This is a genomic window from Donghicola eburneus, from assembly GCF_900115865.1.
In the GTDB taxonomy this organism is placed as follows: Bacteria; Pseudomonadota; Alphaproteobacteria; order Rhodobacterales; family Rhodobacteraceae; genus Donghicola; species Donghicola eburneus.
Genome location: NZ_FOXY01000008.1, coordinates 149,066 through 166,102, shown reverse-complemented (window position 1 = coordinate 166,102; position 17,037 = coordinate 149,066). Strand labels below are relative to the sequence as shown.

Genomic DNA, 17,037 nt, shown 5'->3' with positions numbered 1-17,037 from the left:
CGCTTAACCGCCATTTAGGGGGGCGGGCATTCCGCCCCCCGATTTGTTTGTAAATTTCTCTTCCCCACACACCATCCAAACCAAAGCTGCACGTCTGGCAGCGAAGGAGGAGCCGCATGAGCGACGAGAGCCAATCCCGGCCGCGAGGTCAGGATTTTGAATCATCCCTCGACAAGAGCGACAAAACCGTCGCCGCGTTCGAGCACACCAGCAAAGGGCTGATGGACCACATCCAGAAAGCCCTGCACGGAAACCCGACTCTGGTCCCCGTGATCGTTCTGGTGATGTCTGTCATCGTCTTCGGCTTTATCGCCGGTGACCGCTTCTTCTCGGCCTTCAACCTGACACTGATCATGCAGCAGGTGTCGATCATCGGCCTGTTGGCTGCGGCGCAGTCGCTGATCATTCTGACCGCAGGCATCGACCTGTCGGTCGCGGCGATCATGGTGCTGATGAGTGTTGTGATGGGTAATCTAGCCGTCTCGTTCGGCGTGCCGACCTTCTTTGCTCTGATCATCGGCTTTGCTGGTGGCGGCGCGGCCGGTTTCTTGAACGGTCTGATGGTCACCCGTCTAAAGCTGCCCCCGTTCATCGTGACATTGGGCACTTGGAACATCTTCTACGCGCTGAACCTGTGGCTGTCCGGCGCGCAGTCGATCCGCAGTCAGGACATCGATGCAAACGCGGGCGCGCTGAAGTTCTTTGGCGAGGCGTTCAACATCGGCTCGGCGCGGATCACCTTTGGGTCGATCCTGATGATCGTCGTCTTCTTTGCGCTTTGGTTCCTACTGAACAAAACCGCCTGGGGCCGCCACGTCTACGCCATCGGGGATGACAAAGAGGCCGCCGAACTGGCTGGCATCCGCACCGACCGCACTCTGACCCAAGTCTACATGCTGGCAGGCGTCGTCTGCGCGATCGCTGCATGGAGCAGCGTGGGCCGCATCGGCTCGATCAGCCCCCAAGCGTTCTACGAGGGCAACCTGCAGTCTATTACCGCGGTTGTGATCGGTGGCATCTCTCTGTTCGGTGGTCGCGGTTCGATCCTTGGTGCTCTGTTTGGCGCGCTGATTGTGGGTGTGTTCCAGTCGGGCCTGAAGCTGGCCGGTGTGGACGTGCTCTGGCAGGTGTTTGCAGTGGGTTGGCTGATTATCCTCGCTGTTTCGATTGACCAATGGATCCGGAAGGTGTCGGCATGATGACCCAAGAACCCATTCTCAAAGCCCGTGGTCTGGTAAAGCGCTACGGTAAAGTCACCGCCCTGAACCAAGCCGATTTCGATCTGTATCCCGGCGAGATCCTCGCTGTGATTGGCGACAACGGCGCGGGCAAGTCCAGCTTGATCAAAGCCATCTCGGGCGCCGTAATCCCCGACGAAGGCGAGATCACTCTCGAAGGCAAAAAGATCCAGTTCCAATCGCCGCTCGAAGCGCGGGAATCTGGCATCGAGACCGTGTACCAGACGCTGGCACTGTCCCCTGCCCTGTCGATCACCGACAACATGTTCGTGGGCCGTGAACTGCGCAAGCCCGGCTTCGCTGGCAACGTCCTACGGATGCTAGACCACAAGGCGATGGAAGCCTTTGCCCGCGAGAAGCTGAACGAGCTGGGTCTGATGACCATTCAGAACATCAACCAGGCCGTCGAAACTCTGTCCGGTGGTCAGCGCCAAGGTGTTGCCGTGGCCCGCGCCGCTGCGTTCGGCTCCAAGGTGATCATCCTTGACGAACCGACCGCTGCGCTGGGGGTCAAGGAAAGCCGCAAGGTTCTGGAACTGATCCAAGACGTCCGCTCGCGCGGCATCCCGATTGTCCTGATCAGCCACAACATGCCCCACGTGTTCGAGGTTGCAGACCGCATCCACGTGCACCGCTTGGGCCGTCGCCTCTGCACCATCAACCCCAAGGACTACACCATGTCCGACGCGGTGGCCTTCATGACCGGCGCAGCAGAGCCGCCCGCCGAAGCGGCCTAATCTCTCCCAGCAAAGGGCACGCCTCCCCCTTTTGTCCTTTGCTTAATGCGCGGGTTGGTCCGAACCAGCCCGCGCTTTTTTGTGCCCTACGTCTGTGCCGCGCTTGCAGCATCAACGGGGCCGCGTTACCCCGATAGGGACTTTCGATGACGCCCCCTCAGATATCGGAGAGCATTCATGACCGCTGACCGTCTCGGCTTTGCCGTCTCTCTCGCCCGCAAAGCTGGCGCCTTGGCCCAGTCTATGCGCGATCAGGCCGAAGGGTTGGATTACACGATCAAGGCCCCCGAAGACTACGCAACCGACGCCGATTACGCGGTCGAGGCTCTGATCCGCCAGCGCATCGCAGAGACCTATCCCGAAGACGGCGTACTTGGCGAAGAAGAGGGGCTGCAAGGCCGCGTGGACGGCTGCTGGATCGTGGACCCCATTGACGGCACCACCAACTTCAGCCGCGGCATGGACGATTGGGGTATTTCCATCGGCTACTTCAACGGCACAAGCTTTGAATTGGGGGTGATCTATGCCCCCGACAAAAACCTGATGGCCAGCGGTCAAGCCGGACGCGGATCCTTTGTAAAGGGCAAGCCTGTGGACTTTGGCATGGTGCACCCTGATCAGGTACGCTTGGTGTCGCTAGGGTATTCCGACCGTCAGCCGATGCACGAATATACAGACCGCATCGCCCGCATCCGCGAGGCGGGCATGGATCACCGTCGTCATGGGGCGGCGACAATAGGCTTCATCGGCATTCTGTCAGGATGGTTCGACGCCTACTACGAGCGCGCCCTGAACATTTGGGACGCGGCAGCGGGTCTCGCCATGATCAACGCGGCGGGCGGCGTGATCGAGCACGGGCCCATCCAGACCTTTGTCAAAGAGCCTGTACGCGTCTTGGCCCATAACGGCCGCATCCCAAACATCGCCCGCATCATGGACCCGCCCCACTCTCAAGCAGCCGAATAACAAAAACGCCGCCCTAACGCAGGGCGGCGTTTCCAATTTCAGGACTTGCTCAGGATCATGCAGTCTTTTTCTTGCGATCCGTTGCTTGGCGCACGATCACGTAGAACGCGGGCACCATGAACACGCCGATAAACGTCGCCGTGGCCATACCCCCCAGCACACCGATGCCGATGGCGTTCTGGGCCGCAGCGCCCGCACCGCTCGCAGTCGCAAGGGGCACAACCCCCAGCATGAACGCGAGCGAGGTCATCAAGATCGGACGAAGGCGCAGGCGCGCGGCCTCCATCGTGGCTTCGATCAACTCTTTGCCCTGCTCTTCCAGATCTTTGGCAAACTCGACAATCAGAATGGCGTTCTTGGCCGCCAGACCGATGGTCGTCAGAATGCCCACCTTAAAGTAGACATCGTTCGACTGGCCAAACAGGTAGGCCGCAGCCAGCGCGCCAAGGACACCTACCGGCACCGCGAGCATCACCGAGAACGGCACAGTCCAGCTTTCGTACAGTGCGGCGAGACACAGGAAGACCACCAGAATGGCAAGCGCATAGAGGTAGGGTGCTTGATCGCCGGACTGACGCTCCTGATAGCTGATGCCGGTCCACTCGACGCCGTAACCGCCGTCAATCGAGGTCGCCAACGCCTCAATCGCGTCCATGGCCGCACCCGATGACGCGGTGTCGCTGTTGCTACCCGAAATCTCGATCGCATCTGCGCCCGAGTGGCGAGATAGCTTTGGCTGCACGGACACCCACTCAGTCGTGACAAAGCTGGAGAAAGGCACCATTTCGCCAGAGTCGTTACGAACGTACCAGCTTTCGATGTCTTCGGGCTGCATCCGGTGTTCCGGCGCCGCTTGCACGATCACAGGGCGCAAGTTCCCTTCGAGAACGAAGTCATTCACTTCGGACCCGCTAAAGACCACAGACAGCATCGAGTTCACGTCAGACAACGACACCCCAAAGGCATCGATTTTCTGCTGGTCGATATTGACCCGCAGGGCGCTTTCGGCGTCGATTCCAGACACGCGCACGTTGGTCAGGTTGGGGTCCTCGTTTGCCTTCTGCACCAATTCATTGGCCGCTTCGATCAGGCTTTCATAACCATTGCTGCCATTATCCACGAGGTACATGGAGAAGCCGTTGGTGTTGCCCATCCCGGGGATGGCCGGCGGCTGCATAAAGAATATCTGCCCCGCGCGGTGGCTCATGAACCGCATGTTCGCACGGCCGGACAAGGCGCTTGCTGCCCGATCTGCGGCCTCGCGATCATCGAAATCATGCAGTTTGATGAACAGCATCGCGTTGTTCTGGCCAGTTCCCGAGAAGCTAAAGCCCAGCGCCGCAAAGACACTGTCCACAGTCTCGGACTCTTCGTTCAGCAGATAATCCTCGATCTCCTCAACGACGGCCAAAGTCTGCTGCGAGGTCGAGCCTTCGGTCAACTGCACCATGGTCATCAACATGCCTTGGTCTTCGGTCGGCAGGAACGACGAAGACAGACGCTCGTAGATTTGCCACGCACCAACGCCAACGCCTGCGAGCACGAGCAACATGATGATCGGCTTGCGCAGGATGCGGCCCACCGTGCGTTCATATCCACGGTTCACGCGGTCGAAGTTCCGGTTGAACCAACGGGCGGGCGCAATGCCTGTCCCATGGCTGCGCTTCAGGATGCTGGCACACAGAGCAGGTGTCAGAACCAGCGCCACGATCGCGGACAGTACCATCGCGGTGATAATCGTGACCGAGAACTGTCGGTAGATCACGCCTGTCGAGCCGCCAAAGAACGCCATCGGCAGGAACACGGCCGACAGGACCAAGGCAATACCGATCAGAGCGCCCGTGATCTGGCCCATGCTACGTTCGGTTGCCGGCATCGGTTCGAGATTGTCTTCGTCCATCACGCGTTCGACGTTCTCCACGACCACGATGGCATCATCCACCAGAAGGCCAATCGCCAGCACCATTGCGAACATGGTCAGAGTATTGATCGAATACCCCAGCGCCGCGAGCATTGCGAAGGTCCCAAGCAAAACCACAGGGACGGCAATGATCGGAATGATGGTGGCGCGCCAGTTCTGCAGGAAGATCAAAATCACGAGGAATACGAGCACAACGGCTTCGATCAGGGTGTGGTAAACCTTTTCGATCGACAGCTCGACAAAGGGTGATGTGTCGTAGGCATAGCGGATTTCTACGCCCTCGGGCAGCGCGGGCTCCAGACCCTCTAGCACTTCGCGCACAGCTTCGGCGGTATCGACCGCATTCGCACCAGTGGCGAGGTTCACACCGAAACCTGCAGCGTTCAGACCGCTAAAGCGGCTGTCCCCGCCATAGCTTTCCTGCCCTACTTCAACCTCGGCCACGTCACCCAAATATACAGCACTGCCGTCCAGTTCACTCTTGAGCAGGATGCTCTCGAACTCTTCTACACTGGTCAGCTGGCTTTGGGCGGTGATGGTCGCTGTAAACTGCTGGCCCTGAACCGTAGGCTGGTTGCCCAGACTGCCGACAGATACCGTGGTGTTCTGCGCCTGAACCGCGCTGGTGATATCGGCGGGGGTCAATTGGAACTGCGCCAGTTTCAGAGGATCAAGCCAGATGCGCATCGCATAGCCAGAGCCAAAGGTATTGATGCCGCCAACGCCCTCGGTTCGCTGAACAGGTCCTTCGATGGTTTGGTCCAACATGTCGCCAAGCTGCACCTGATTGTAGGACCCATCAGTCGAGACGAGCGCCCCCACCATCAGGATAGAGCTGGTGGAGCGTTGTACACTCACGCCAGCTTGCTGCACCCGCTCCGGCAGTTGCGTCTCTACTTGCCGGACCTTGGTTTGCACTTCGTTCTGAGCATCAATCCCTTCGACACTTTCGTCAAAGGTCAGAGTGATCCTACTGGAGCCTTCGCTCGAATCCGAGACCATGTAGAGCAGGCCGTCCAGACCAGTCATGGCATCCTCGATGGTCGAGGTTACAGAGTTCTGCACAGCCTCTGCGGTTGCACCGGTGTAGTTGGCAGAAACGCGGACGGTGGTCGGGGCAATGTCAGGATACTGGGAAACAGGCAGCTGGGTCAGCGAGAACGCCCCAGCGAGCATTGTTACAATCGCCAGAACCCACGCAAAAACAGGGCGGTGTATAAAGAAATCGACCAAGGCGCTTACTCCGCGTCGGCGGTTTCAACCGCGTCAGAGACCACACCGTTTTCGTCGATGGTCACAGCTACAGTCTCGACGTCGGCACCGTTCCGCAGGTTCCGCAGACCGTCCACGATCAGCATATCACCGTCTTCGATCCCATCGGTGACGACCCACGCGTTCTGATAGGTGCCTTGGGATGTTAGTGTGACCTGCTCGGCCTTGCCATCCACCGCGACAAAGGCTGTCAGCTCGCCGGTGGCCGCGCGATCGGTGGCGCCTTGGGGTACCAAAACAGCCTCGGTTTCGCCGACGGTCACATGAGCCCGCAGGAACATGCCAGGCATGATCAAGCGATCAGGGTTATCAAATTGGATGCGAAATTCCACGCCACCGGTGGTCGACGACACTAGTGTGCCGGGGCTGACCAGAGACCCTTTGCTGTCATAGGACTGGCCGTTTTCCAATGTCAGGGACACATCCAATTCGTCGCCCATGGTCAACTGCCCGTCTGCGATCCGTTCGCGCGTGCGTAGCAGACGCGCGCTGGATTCGGTCAGGTCCACGTAGATTGGGTCCAAGCGTGTCAGGGTCGTTAGCGCGTCAGCCTGATTTGCCGTCACCAACGCTCCGACCGAGAATTCGGACACCTCTGGCACGCCCTGAATGGGGGCACGGATTTCTGTACGGTCCTTGTTCAATTGCGCAGTTTGCAGCGATGCCTCTGCGGCGCGCTCGTCCGCCTCTGCCTGCATCAAGGCCACTTCCGCAGTCTCGACACTCTCGCGGGTCACTCCCACCCCGTCGAGTTGCCGATAGCGGTCCACGGTCGCTTGGGCAGACTGCACGCTCGCCTTGGCACCCGCGAGCGCAGCTTCGGCGGCAGCCAGTTCAGCGTCGTAGGATGCAGCCTCGATCCGGTACATCAGATCACCGACCTCCAGTTGCTGGCCGGGGGCATAGACGATCTCTTCGATCACGCCTTCGACGCGAGGCCGGATATCGGTTTGTTCATAAGCAACGGCGCGGCCGGGCAAAGTGACCTGATAGGGCACCTTTTCCAGCGACATTTCGATCACGCCCACTTGGGTGGCGGACGGCGCGCCGCCCGGACCCTGTTGGGCAAACATAGGCGTCGCACAGGTCAACAGCGCTGCAGCGCCAAAGGCCAGCTTACGAGCTCGAAAACAGGAGGGGAGTGTGGTCATAGAAAGGGCTCGATCTCGGTTGTGGTATGAAAAGGCGACGGAAAATCGCGCTTGGACAATAAACGTTTAGTTATGACGTTTTCTGTCGCCATCCGATGCTGCAGTTGCGAAATTCACGGAAATGTCAGCGCAAACACGCACTCAAAGCGATCTTTTCGGGCTGAATGCTGTATTTGCGCAGGGTTTTCTGCGCATTTCAGCAGGGAACCCGCCCGCAGTCTTTGCCTTAGCTGCACTTTCGCTCTAATGGGTAGAGACCAAGAGAAGCACGACTATGACCAAGATCCCGCCAAGCACTGAAACCGCCTTTGACCGTTTGATGGCTGAAAAGACCCCCGCCGACAGCCGTCAGGCGCGGCAGTTGGCGCGCCGCAAGATGATTACCGAAGCCGTGATGGCCGAAGGTACAATGCGGATCGAAGATTTGACCGAGCGGTTCGGCATCAGCCTGATGACCGTGCACCGTGATCTGGACGAACTGGTCAGCCTGGGCCTGCTGCGCAAAACCCGCGGGATCGTCTCTGCTGCGCCAACCAACTTGATCGAGTCCAGCGATATCTACCGCTCGTCCCGTCAGGTCGCCGAAAAGCGCGCCATCGCAGCCAAGGCAATGGAATTCATTGAGCCGGGGCAGGCGATCTTTCTCGATGACTCAACGACGGTTTGGCAGATGGTCGAACTGTTGGAGAGCAAGGGCCCGCTCACGGTCCTGACCAACTCGCTTTTGATGATCAACGAGTTGAAAGAGGTTCGCGATATTGCCCTGATCGCTTTGGGCGGGCAGTTTTACAACTGGTGCAACGCCTTTATGGGCCGGATGACCCGCAGCCAGATCGCGCAGGTCCGCGCGGATACGGTGTTCGTGTCTATGTCTGCGATTGCGAATGACGTGGTCTACCACCAGTCGCCCGAGATGGTCGAAACCAAGCGTGCGATGCTGGAATGCGCGGACAAGCGCATCCTCTTGGCGGACCATACCAAATTCAACCATCGCGCGCTACACAGCTTTGCGTCGCTGACCGAATTTGATGCAGTGATCGTGGACGACAACATCGCCCCCGAGGACCTGCGCCGCATGCAAGACAAGGGTATCAACGTCGCCATCGCGGAGGTGGGCAAAGCCAAGCCCAAGACCGTCCGCACTTTGGAATCTTCTGACGAAGAAGAATAAAAAGAGGGGGCCCGTCGGCCCCCTGAGTGCACGGAAACCTGTGCGGAAACTCGTTAATCCACAATCGTCGCTTCGGTGGCAGCACGCAGTTCGTCCTCGGTGACGCCGTCTGCGCATTCCACGATCTTCAGGCCACCTTCAACCACGTCCAGAACACCTAGGTTGGTGATCACGCGGTCCACCACGCCCTTTCCGGTTAGGGGCAGGGTGCAGGATTTCAGCAGCTTCGACTCGCCATGCTTGTTGGTGTGGTCCATGACCACGACCACGCGGCCCACGCCGGCCACCAAATCCATCGCGCCGCCCATGCCTTTGACTAGCTTGCCGGGGATCATCCAGTTCGCCAGATCGCCGTTTTCAGCCACTTCCATCGCGCCAAGGATCGCCGCTGCGATCTTGCCGCCGCGGATCATGCCAAAGCTGGTGGCCGAATCGAAGTAGCTGGTCTCGGGCAGTTCGGTGATGGTCTGCTTGCCTGCGTTGATCAGATCGGGGTCTTCGTCCCCCTCATACGGGAACGGGCCCATGCCGAGCATCCCGTTTTCGGACTGCAGCACGACCTGCACGCCTTCGGGGATGAAGTTCGGAACCAGCGTCGGAATCCCGATACCAAGGTTCACATAGGTGCCGTTTTCCAGTTCCAGCGCCGCGCGGGCGGCCATTTGATTGCGATCCCAGGGCATATCAGGCCTCCTTCTTGCGCACGGTGCGCTGTTCGATCCGCTTCTCGTGTTCACCTTGAATCAGGCGGTGTACGTAGATGCCGGGCAGGTGGATGTGATCGGGGTCAAGGCTGCCTGCGGGGACGATTTCCTCGACCTCCATCACGCAAATCTTGCCGCACATCGCGGCGGGCGGATTGAAGTTACGGGCGGTCTTGCGGAAAATCGCGTTGCCGGTTTCGTCCGCTTTCCACGCTTTGACGATGGAAATGTCGGCGAAAATGCCTTCTTCCATGATGTATTCTTCACCATTGAAGATCTTCACGTCTTTGCCTTCGGCGATCACGGTACCCACGCCAGTTTTGGTGTAGAAACCGGGAATGCCGCAGCCACCAGCGCGCATCCGCTCGGCCAAGGTGCCCTGCGGGTTGAATTCCAGCTCCAGCTCACCGGACAGGTACTGGCGCATGAATTCCGCGTTTTCGCCCACGTAAGAGCTCATCATCTTCTTGATCTGGCGGGTATCCAGCAGTTTGCCCAAACCGAACCCGTCAACGCCTGCGTTGTTCGAGGCCACGGTCAGGTTCTTGACGCCGTTTTCCACAATCGCATCGATCAAGAGTTCGGGAATCCCGCACAGGCCAAAGCCCCCTGCCGCGATCAGCATGTCGTCGCGCAGCAGGCCATCCAAGGCCTCCGACGCGCTGCCATACACTTTGTTCATTTTGTCTCCTCCAAAGAGTTGGTTCGATTGGCAAAGATCGCCTTTGCCTGCGCCTGCGACGGCGCGATGGCCTGACGTGGATCAAGGATTTGCATCCAGTCGATCCCGTCGGGCCCGATTTCGGACAAGGCTTCAGTCAGGGTTTTGCCCTGCCCATTCACCAGTTTCAGAGCATCCTTCACCAGCGTCTGCGCTTCTGCTCGCGGCATATGCGCGGCAAGTGCAAAGCTGGCAGCCTCGGACATGATCGCGCCTCCGTTTGCGTCCAGCATCCGTGCCATATTCTCGGGGAAGGCTTGAAGGGTCGCGGCCAGATCCGCCCCGTGACGCAAGGCAGCTGCGCCTGCGATCAGGATTTGCGGCAGGGCGAACCATTCCATCGCCCAACGGCCCCCGTCCCGCTCTTCTGCGGGGCTGGCCGCTATGGCGAGCATGGGGGTCAGCGCGGTGACATAGGCATTCAGCGTGACGATCGCCTCGGACGCTACCGGGTTGGACTTCTGGGGCATGGTCGACGATCCGCCGCCCTTGCCTGCCTTGCCCTCGGCAGCTTCGGACCGGCCCATCAGGATCAGGTCGCCTGCCATCTTGGCCAAGGCTGCGGTCACGCGGCCCACCCAAGCACCCACTGCCATGACCGCGCTTCGGTCGCCGTGCCATTGGACTGTCGCGCCTAGGCCCAATTCAGACGCCAACGTCTCTGCGATGTCTGCACCATGGGGCGCCACCGCCAGATTGTTGCCTGCCGCTCCGCCGAACTGGACCCGAGCGATCCGGTCCTTCAGCGCGGGCAATTCTGCTTCCAATGCGATCAGCGGTGCCGCCCAAGTGGCGATCCGCATGCCAAAGGTGATTGGAGTGGCCACTTGCGAACGCGTGCGCCCGCCCATTACCACGTCCCCGAATGCCTCGGACTGCTGTTCCAAGGCGCCAATCAGCGCAGACACGCGATCCGCGTACAGCTCCAGCACATCACGCACGGCCATCACGGTCGAGGTGTCCACCACGTCTTGCGAGGTCGCGCCCCAGTGCAATGCCTGCCCTGCCTCGCCGCACGCCGCGCGCAGTTGGGCAACCAGAGCTGGCACGGGAACACCCGCCGAAGCGGTCCCCTGCCCCAGTACAGCCAAGTCTGCGTCGAACCCGTCCAGCGCAGCAGCGATCGCGTCAGCACTGCCGGTTTCGGTCAGGCCAGCCGCCTCGGTCGCGCGGGCCAAGGCGATCTCAAAGGCGACCATATGCGCGGCGACCGCCTCTTCTGACAGAAGGGCGGTGGCCTGCATATCGCCATAGAGCGGCGCCATCACGGCGCCAGTCAAAGGGGTCGGGGTCATGCGACTGCGGGTACTTTCAGGTTCAGCATTTCACGAGCCTGCTGCCAGGTGGCAACGGGGCGCTCGTACTTGTCGCACAGATCTACCACGCGCTGCACCAGTGCCGCGTTCGAGGGCGCCAGTGTGTCGCGGTCGATGCGGACGTTGTCTTCCAGACCGGTGCGGGCGTGACCACCCGACGACACGGCCCAGTCGTTCAGCGTGATCTGATGGGCGCCGATCCCAGCGGCACACCAGTTGGCGTCTTCGCCAAACAGGCGATGCACCGTTTTGATGTAGTATTCAAAGACATCGCGGTCCACGGGCATCGCGTTTTTCACGCCCATCACGAACTGAACGTAGGGGGTTTCTGCAATCTGGCCCTTCTTGAACATGTCGGCGGCCTTGAGGATGTGGCTCAGGTCGAACGCCTCGATCTCGGGCTTCACGCCGTATTTCACCATCTCGGAGGCCAGCCAATCGACCAGTTCCGGCGGGTTTTCGTAGACGCGGGTGGGGAAGTTGTTCGAGCCAACCGACAGCGACGCCATGTCGGGCGACAGGGGCAGCATACCGCCACGGGTCTGGCCCGCGCCGGAACGGCCACCGGTCGACAGCTGCACGATCATGCCGGGACAATGCTTTTCCAGACCCTCTTTCAGGCGGCCAAAACGCTCGGGGTCCGAGGTCGGTTTGCCTTCGTCGTCACGCACGTGGCAGTGGGCGATGGTTGCGCCAGCCTCGAAAGCTTCCTGAGTGCTTTCGATCTGCTCTGCCACAGTGATCGGCACTGCGGGGTTGTTCTCTTTGGTCGGCAGCGAGCCTGTGATGGCCACACAGATGATGCAGGGTTTGGTCATGTTCGCGTCTTTCATGCAGAGGGGCGCCCACGAATGGACGCCCCGAATGACTTAGATGTCGAGGAAAACCGTCTCGCCTTCGCCTTGCAGGCGGACGTCGAAGCGGTATTTGCCCTCGCCGATTTTCTTGGCGATCAGAGTGTCCACACGGGGACGCTGCTCGATGCGTGCCAGCAGCGGGTCGGTGCTGTTGTCCTCATCCTCGAAGTAGATGCGGGTTTGCAGGCCGATGTTGATGCCGCGTGCGCAAATCCACACCGAGATGTGGGGTGCCGCGAAGCCGCCCCCGCGCTGAGCAACCTTGCCCGGCTTGACGGTGCGCAGGGTGAACTCGCCAGTGTCGGCATCAGCCGCAAAGCGGCACAGGCCGGTCACGGCGGGGTCTGCACCCTCTTGGCCGGGGAACTTGCCAGCCGCGTCGGGCTGCCAGCTTTCCAGCAGCGCGTCGCGCATCGCCCAACCCGTGCCGTCAAAGACAGAACCCACGATCTCGATCACTTCGCCCTTGGCGCCGTCGGCGATGGGGCTGGTGCCGATCTCTTCGTCGTAGTAGCCCGCGTTGCCCGCATAGGTGGGCATCAAACCGATGTGGACGTAGGGTCCAGCGGTCTGCGACGGGGTCTCTACCAGAGTGTCCAGTTTCTGTACCATCTTACATCCCCTCCAGCTTGTTTTCGAACATGGTCTGGCGGCGGCCGCGCAGAACGATGTCAAACTTGTACGCAAGGAAATCCAGCGGACGCGAGCTTGCCAGATCCAACGGAGCGACCAGACGGTCCAGCTGGCTGCGGTTCTTGATGGTCGCAGCAATCGGGCAGTGGTTGATCAGCGGATCACCCTCAAAATACATCTGGGTGATCAGGCGCTGGCCAAAGCTGTGACCGTAGACCGAGATGTGGATGTGCATCGGGCGCCAGTCATTTCCGCGGTTCGGCCAAGGATAGGCACCGGGGCGAATGGTCAGGAACTGGTAGTAGCCGTTTTCGTCGGTCAGGGTGCGACCGCAGCCACCAAAGTTCGGGTCCAGAGGCGCCAGGTAGGTGTCTTTCTTGTGGCGGTAGCGACCACCGGCGTTCGCCTGCCAGATTTCTACCAGCGTGTTCGGCACAGCGCGGTTGTTTTCATCAACCACACGGCCGTGCATCAGGATGCGTTCGCCCACAGCGGGGGCCGCGCCCTTGGTCCAGTTCAGGATCAGGTTGTTGTCGAGTACCCCGAGCTTGCTGTGGCCAAAGGTGGGACCGGTTTCCTCGGAGAGGCCGGATTCCATCGACAACAAAGGCAGGTAAGGGGAACGGGCAACAGAAGTTTTATATGCAGGATCGTATGCGTCTGGGTGCGCTTCGCGATTCCGCGGAATAAGCGGGCCTAAATCAGTCATCAGATGCCGCCTCCATTTCGGCATAGGTGGCTTTCGCCAATTTCAAGGCATGGTTCGCGCGTGGGACCCCGGCGTAGATGGCAACATGCTGGAAAGCCTCCAGAACGTCGCGCTTGCTTGCGCCGGTACGAGCAGTGGCCCGGATATGCATGGGGATCTCGTCAAAGTTGCCGGTGGCTGCCAAGAGCGCCAGCGTGATCATCGAACGTTCGCGACGGCTGATGCCATCAGAGGACCAAACAGTCCCCCAAGCGCCCTCGGTGATCAGGGTTTGAAAGGCGAGATCAAAATCGGTTTTGTTGGCCTCGGCGCGGTCTACGTGGGCATCGCCCAGAACTTCGCGACGGGTTTTCATGCCGGTGTCAAAACGGTCGGACATCAGGCTGTGGCCTCCAGGAATTCGTTGATAAGTTTCGCAACCACTTCGGGCTGCTCGACGCAGGGCAAGTGGCCCGCGTCTTCGATGATGTGGAACGGAGCGTTGCAGAGTTCCGCCGTAGCCTGAACCAGCGCGGGGGGTGTGCTACCGTCCTGATCGCCCGCCATCGCCATCACAGGCAGAGTCAGCGCGCGGGTGCTTTCGGTCAGGTCCGCCGCAGCGATGGCCTGACAACAACCGATGTAGCCCTCGGCGGGGGTGCGGCACAGCATGTTGCGCCATGCGGCCATCTGAGACGACTGACCGTTTCGATAGGTCGGCGCAAACCAGCGTTCCAAAATGGGGTCGGCCAGCGACTCAATGCCGCCCTTGCGGACTGCGTTTACGCGGGTGTTCCACATCTCGTCGGTGCCGATCTGGGCTGCGGTGTCCATCAGGACCAAGGCTTTGACCAGATCGGGACGCTTGGCCGCAAAGCCCTGTCCGATCAGACCGCCAATCGACAGCCCGACAAAAGTGATGTCTTTCAAACCCAGATGCTCGGCAAGGTTCTCTGCATCACGGACCAATTCGTCCATCGCATAAGGCGCCTCGGGGCAATCACTCAGCCCGTGACCGGGCTTGTCGAACCGAACGATGCGCAGACCTTCGGGCAGCAAAGGCAGCAAGACGTCCCAGACCCGCAGATCGGTCCCGAGCGAGTTGCCAAACATCACCACGCGGCCATCCCGAGGACCTTCGTCACGGAAATGAACCATCATCTGATCGAACAAAACAGTCTGCATGTGAATCTCCCTTCGCTGGTGTTTGACATGAGCAGACCTCTATGAAAATTATAAATAGAGAAAAATCACATAACCCATGAGTTATGACATGATCGACCCCCACATTCGCATGCGACACATCCGGTGCTTTCTGGAAACAGCCCGCCTTGGCAGTCTGAGCGCGGCCGCGAACGCCCTAAACGTCAGCCAACCCGCCGCATCCAAAACCATCAAAGAGCTTGAGGATATCCTTGGCGTGCCACTGTTCGACCGCTCTGGCAGGCGACTTGCGCTGACCATGGCAGGCAAACTGTTCCAGCAGCACGCCGGATCTGCGATGATCGACCTTCAGCGCGCGCAAGATTTGGTGCGCGAGGCCCCACGTGCCCCTTCCCGACTCTCTGTCGGCGCTTTGCCCACTGCGGCCACGTTCCTGCTGCCCGAGGCGGCACTCAAATTCCGCGATATGCACCCCGATTGCCTGCTGCGCGTGACGACCGGACCGAACTGGATGCTGTTGTCGCAGCTGCGCGAGGGGGCGTTGGATATGGTCGTCGGGCGCATGCCCCCTGCCGGTGCAGTCGAAGGTCTGAGCTTCCGACAACTCTATTCGGAAAAGGTCGTGCCCGTGGTCAGGCCAAATCACCCTCTCTTGTCGCGCTCTTGGCAATTGGAGGAGATCGGGAACTATCCGCTGATGCTTCCACCATCCGGGGCGGTTATCGCATCCTCGGTACGCTCCTATCTACACTCCATTGGCCTGAATAATGTCAGCCCCGCGTTCGAAAACGTGTCGCTCGCCTTTGGCCGGAGGGTGGTACAGCGCTCTGACGTGATTTGGTTCATCTCGCACGGGGTCGTCGGTGCGGAACTTGAGAATGGCACCCTTGCGGTGCTTGAACTCGAAGGCGATCTGCTTGGCGGGCCTGTGGGCGTGTCAATGCGCGATCAAACTCTGTCCAGCGCAGAGCAACGGGATTTCGTGTCAGTTTTGCTCGAAACCACCAAGGCGCACCCTACGCGGATGTACCGTAACGACCATTCTGGTTAACAACGCATTTACCCCGATGCAATTCCACACCTTTCAGCCCAAGGGTGAATCGACCAATATGCAAAAGCAGAGATAAAACAGTCAAAATGGGTCGGCCCTGATGCAGATCGCAATTCTCGAGGACGACTCCCTACATGCTCAACTCATGATGCGCTGGCTGTCCCGATGCGGACAGCACTCTGTTGAGGTGTTTGAAAAGCCAAATGAGTTTCTGAATTTTTGCCACGCATCAAGAAGCGCGGGCTGCGTCATCATCTTGGATGCTTATATTGATGGGGCGCTGAGCGGGGAACTCATTCGTTCTGTGCGCGCCCTGAATTCGAAAACTGCCTGCGCGGGGATTATACTGACTTCCAGCCTGCCAGAGATCCACGGGCAGGCATTCGTCGCAGCCCACGACGTCGATGTCTTTGTCGACAAGGACATGCTAAGCGAAAGCGCGCTAGAAATTGCCGCGACCCTTGCCGCGCGGGCGGGTGCCCTGCGTCAACTGGCTGCGACGCCGATCAGCTAACCGCTGCCAGGGCCAAGCGCGGCAACACCAGCGCGTTGTCTTCAGTGCAAAGGGATTTGCGCGTTGCGGCGATCAAGTCCTGCCCGAGCTGCTCATTTTCGCGGATCGTCGGCAGATAGAGATAAACTTCATCCTCGATCACCGGGAAACTGTCGACGAGCCGAAGCCCCCTCTGACTAAGCGCAAGATCAACAGGTAGAACGACCACGAGCGGGTTTTTACGAACAATATCCATCACGCCTGACACATCCTCGGTCACGACCGTGGGCGCACCAAAGGCCTGATGCAACGCCGCATGTAGTCGTTCATCCCGTTTCGCAGAGCCGACTTTGACCCACCCCCGCAAGTCCTTCTGAAAATTAGCCCCACACCAAACCGCGCGGCGCACGTGACCCACCGGCACCTGCATCAGGTCCATATCCTCAAGCGCATTGCAGCTAAGCGCACATTGGATGTCGCCGCCCCGCGAGGCTCCGTCTAAGGTGGTAAACGTCACGTTCAGATCCGGTCGTTCCGCGGCCAAGGCGCTGATACCTGACATCGCCACTGACCCGCGCGTGGTCTCGTCAAGTCGAACTGTCACGCTCGTGATGTCCGCGTTTTGCTTTTCTGATAGATCCGCGAGCCGCCATTCTGTCTGCTCGGCCCAAGAAATAAAATGCATGGCAAAGGGCGTCGCCGTCCAGATCACACCCTTCTTGGTGAACAGCGGTTGGCCCATTTCTTCGCTAAGTTTGTGGATACGGCGTGACACGGTCGCGACATTTGCCCCGATGTAAGAGGCCGCTGCCGACATGGTCCCGAACCGGTGTAGCGCTAGGCAGATGCGTAGATCGTTCCAGTTTTCCATGGCAAATCGTTATCCAAAATAAAATATTTCAAAGACGCCAGACGCAGCGCGCTGCATCCTGCTCAAAAGCTATCTCTGAAAGT

The 17,037-nt window shown here is 59.7% G+C and carries 17 protein-coding genes; 6 read left to right on the top strand and 11 right to left on the bottom strand.

Annotated elements, in window-relative coordinates:
- Positions 1 to 116: 116 nt before the first annotated feature.
- From BM225_RS15050 to BM225_RS15040, 3 genes are all read left to right on the top strand, one after another.
- The gene (locus tag BM225_RS15050; protein ID WP_072709881.1) at positions 117 to 1,199 is read left to right on the top strand and encodes an ABC transporter permease; all 1,083 of its coding nucleotides are present in this window, start codon (positions 117 to 119) and stop codon (positions 1,197 to 1,199) included.
- On the top strand, positions 1,199 to 1,975 hold the full coding sequence (locus BM225_RS15045) for an ATP-binding cassette domain-containing protein (protein ID WP_072710006.1): 777 nt from the start codon (positions 1,199 to 1,201) through the stop codon (positions 1,973 to 1,975). Before BM225_RS15050 ends, BM225_RS15045 begins: the two co-directional genes overlap by 1 nt.
- A gap of 177 nt (positions 1,976 to 2,152) precedes the next feature.
- Entirely contained in the window at positions 2,153 to 2,941 is a 789-nt protein-coding gene (locus BM225_RS15040) for an inositol monophosphatase family protein (RefSeq protein WP_072709879.1), read from the top strand.
- A gap of 55 nt (positions 2,942 to 2,996) precedes the next feature.
- Here the strand turns inward: BM225_RS15040 and BM225_RS15035 are convergent, their stop codons facing one another.
- Complete coding sequence (locus tag BM225_RS15035; RefSeq protein WP_072709877.1) at positions 2,997 to 6,095, bottom strand: efflux RND transporter permease subunit; 3,099 nt, start codon at positions 6,093 to 6,095, stop codon at positions 2,997 to 2,999.
- 5 nt (positions 6,096 to 6,100) lie between these two features.
- Positions 6,101 to 7,285 carry an efflux RND transporter periplasmic adaptor subunit gene (locus tag BM225_RS15030; protein WP_245780506.1) on the bottom strand — a complete coding sequence of 395 codons (1,185 nt, stop codon included), beginning with the start codon at positions 7,283 to 7,285 and terminating at the stop codon, positions 6,101 to 6,103.
- A 274-nt stretch (positions 7,286 to 7,559) separates the two neighbouring features.
- Here BM225_RS15030 and BM225_RS15025 point away from each other — a divergent pair, with 274 nt between their 5' ends.
- Positions 7,560 to 8,456, top strand: a complete 897-nt coding sequence (locus tag BM225_RS15025) for a DeoR/GlpR family DNA-binding transcription regulator (protein ID WP_072709875.1) — start codon at positions 7,560 to 7,562, stop codon at positions 8,454 to 8,456.
- 53 nt (positions 8,457 to 8,509) lie between these two features.
- Here BM225_RS15025 and BM225_RS15020 read toward each other — a convergent pair whose 3' ends face one another.
- Genes BM225_RS15020 through pcaD form a run of 8 tightly spaced genes read right to left on the bottom strand, consistent with a single transcriptional unit; the run spans position 8,510 to position 14,560 of the window.
- On the bottom strand, positions 8,510 to 9,139 hold the full coding sequence (locus BM225_RS15020; RefSeq protein ID WP_072709873.1) for a 3-oxoacid CoA-transferase subunit B: 630 nt from the start codon (positions 9,137 to 9,139) through the stop codon (positions 8,510 to 8,512).
- Position 9,140: 1 nt separating this feature from the next.
- A complete protein-coding gene (locus tag BM225_RS15015) occupies positions 9,141 to 9,842 on the bottom strand; it encodes a CoA transferase subunit A (protein ID WP_072709871.1) in 702 nt (233 codons plus the stop codon).
- The gene (locus BM225_RS15010; RefSeq protein ID WP_072709869.1) at positions 9,839 to 11,176 is read right to left on the bottom strand and encodes a lyase family protein; all 1,338 of its coding nucleotides are present in this window, start codon (positions 11,174 to 11,176) and stop codon (positions 9,839 to 9,841) included. The genes BM225_RS15015 and BM225_RS15010 overlap by 4 nt, the downstream gene beginning before the upstream one ends.
- The gene (locus BM225_RS15005; RefSeq protein ID WP_072709867.1) at positions 11,173 to 12,015 is read right to left on the bottom strand and encodes a 3-oxoadipate:acetyl-CoA acetyltransferase; all 843 of its coding nucleotides are present in this window, start codon (positions 12,013 to 12,015) and stop codon (positions 11,173 to 11,175) included. Before BM225_RS15005 ends, BM225_RS15010 begins: the two co-directional genes overlap by 4 nt.
- Positions 12,016 to 12,066: 51 nt before the next feature.
- Positions 12,067 to 12,666, bottom strand: coding sequence for a protocatechuate 3,4-dioxygenase subunit alpha (pcaG, locus tag BM225_RS15000; RefSeq protein ID WP_072709865.1), 600 nt, complete (start codon positions 12,664 to 12,666; stop codon positions 12,067 to 12,069).
- Position 12,667: 1 nt separating this feature from the next.
- The gene (gene pcaH / locus BM225_RS14995; protein WP_072709863.1) at positions 12,668 to 13,396 is read right to left on the bottom strand and encodes a protocatechuate 3,4-dioxygenase subunit beta; all 729 of its coding nucleotides are present in this window, start codon (positions 13,394 to 13,396) and stop codon (positions 12,668 to 12,670) included.
- Complete coding sequence (gene pcaC / locus BM225_RS14990; protein WP_072709861.1) at positions 13,389 to 13,775, bottom strand: 4-carboxymuconolactone decarboxylase; 387 nt, start codon at positions 13,773 to 13,775, stop codon at positions 13,389 to 13,391. The genes pcaH and pcaC overlap by 8 nt, the downstream gene beginning before the upstream one ends.
- Positions 13,775 to 14,560, bottom strand: a complete 786-nt coding sequence (gene pcaD / locus BM225_RS14985; protein ID WP_072709859.1) for a 3-oxoadipate enol-lactonase — start codon at positions 14,558 to 14,560, stop codon at positions 13,775 to 13,777. The genes pcaC and pcaD overlap by 1 nt, the downstream gene beginning before the upstream one ends.
- 88 nt (positions 14,561 to 14,648) lie before the next feature.
- Here pcaD and pcaQ point away from each other — a divergent pair, with 88 nt between their 5' ends.
- Positions 14,649 to 15,590 (top strand): pca operon transcription factor PcaQ, encoded by a 942-nt coding sequence (gene pcaQ, locus BM225_RS14980; protein ID WP_072710003.1) that lies wholly within the window; start codon positions 14,649 to 14,651, stop codon positions 15,588 to 15,590.
- 100 nt (positions 15,591 to 15,690) lie between these two features.
- The gene (locus tag BM225_RS14975) at positions 15,691 to 16,104 is read left to right on the top strand and encodes a response regulator transcription factor (protein ID WP_072709857.1); all 414 of its coding nucleotides are present in this window, start codon (positions 15,691 to 15,693) and stop codon (positions 16,102 to 16,104) included.
- Here the strand turns inward: BM225_RS14975 and BM225_RS14970 are convergent.
- Positions 16,097 to 16,954 carry a LysR family transcriptional regulator gene (locus BM225_RS14970; RefSeq protein WP_072709855.1) on the bottom strand — a complete coding sequence of 286 codons (858 nt, stop codon included), beginning with the start codon at positions 16,952 to 16,954 and terminating at the stop codon, positions 16,097 to 16,099. The two genes, BM225_RS14975 and BM225_RS14970, sit on opposite strands and share 8 nt — an antisense overlap.
- Positions 16,955 to 17,037: the final 83 nt, after the last annotated feature.